The sequence below is a fragment of the Novosphingobium lindaniclasticum LE124 genome (assembly GCF_000445125.1).
Taxonomy (GTDB): Bacteria; Pseudomonadota; Alphaproteobacteria; order Sphingomonadales; family Sphingomonadaceae; genus Novosphingobium; species Novosphingobium lindaniclasticum.
In genome coordinates this window covers 1-1,056 of record NZ_ATHL01000107.1, presented here as the reverse complement: position 1 = coordinate 1,056, position 1,056 = coordinate 1, and the positions used below count along the sequence as shown (strand labels likewise).

Below are 1,056 nucleotides of genomic sequence, written 5' to 3'. Positions count from 1 at the left end.
ATCTTGTCGACAGCAGTCCTCATATTATCGAAGATCCCACGCTGGGGCACGCCGCCCAGCACCCTGAACGCCTGCGTCAGCGCGTCGAACAGCATCTCATGGGTCTGCAGCAGATAGGCTCGGACGATGAAGGCGCGGCTATGCGCCAGTTTGGTATGGGCGACCTGTAGCTTCGTCGGCTTGCCATCCAGCACGGCATAGTCCTCGCTCCAGTCGAACTGGAATGCCTCGCCAGGCTGGAAAACCAGGGGCACGAATGTTCCACGTCCGCTGGTCTGCTGCTCATACTGCAGCTCGGTCCGCCACCGTCGGGCAAAAGCGGCAACCCGGTTATAAGAGCCATCGTATCCCAGCTCGACCAGATCAGCATGCAACTGCTTGGCAGTCCGCCTTTGTTTACGGGACTTCTTGGATTCCACTCGCAACCAGGCCGTCAGCTTCTCGGCGTAAGGGTCGAGTTTGCTCGGCCGGATCGGAACCTTGAAGCTCGGCTCAATCGCGTCAGAACGCAGATATTTGCGGATGGTATTGCGGGACAGGCCGGTCCGCCTCTTGATCTCGCGAATGGAGATCTTCTGCCGGAAATGCCACCGGCGGATCACACTGAGTAAGTCCATGTTGATCACTCCACGACCCTCCGACTGGCAGCCGGAGGCGAGGGAAACATGGGTCAATTCTCAATGGTAATTTATACGTCCCCCGGGTCACATCTCAGTGGCAATCAACAGCCGGAGGTCTGATAGGATCTCTAGCGCTGCTCTGGTTATCGGAAATAGGGCCTGGCACGAGCTATGCGGCACATCTCCTGCCAGGTATGTTCGGCATGGCGTTCGGCTTCGGCCTCGGGGCCATCTCGCTCACGCTAACGGCCGTGCACAATGTACGCGCAGAGGAGACCGGCATCGCCTCGGCAATCCTGAATTCCGCGCAGCAGATCGGAGTAGCTCTTGGTCTGGCTTCAGTGGCTGCCGTCTCCGTCGCTGCGACAGAGGGGCGTATGCAAGGTAAGCGCTGACGGAAGGCGGCGTTGACGTAGGGTTATTTGGCTTTCCGCGG

The 1,056-nt window shown here is 59.1% G+C and carries 1 protein-coding gene; it reads right to left on the bottom strand.

The genetic code is table 11. The annotated features are described in order from the left end of the window. Nucleotides 1-617: IS21 family transposase (istA, locus tag L284_RS40645; RefSeq protein ID WP_031342025.1), on the bottom strand; the 617-nt coding region annotated here is incomplete at its 3' end. Between the last annotated feature and the right edge of the window lie 439 nt (nt 618-1,056).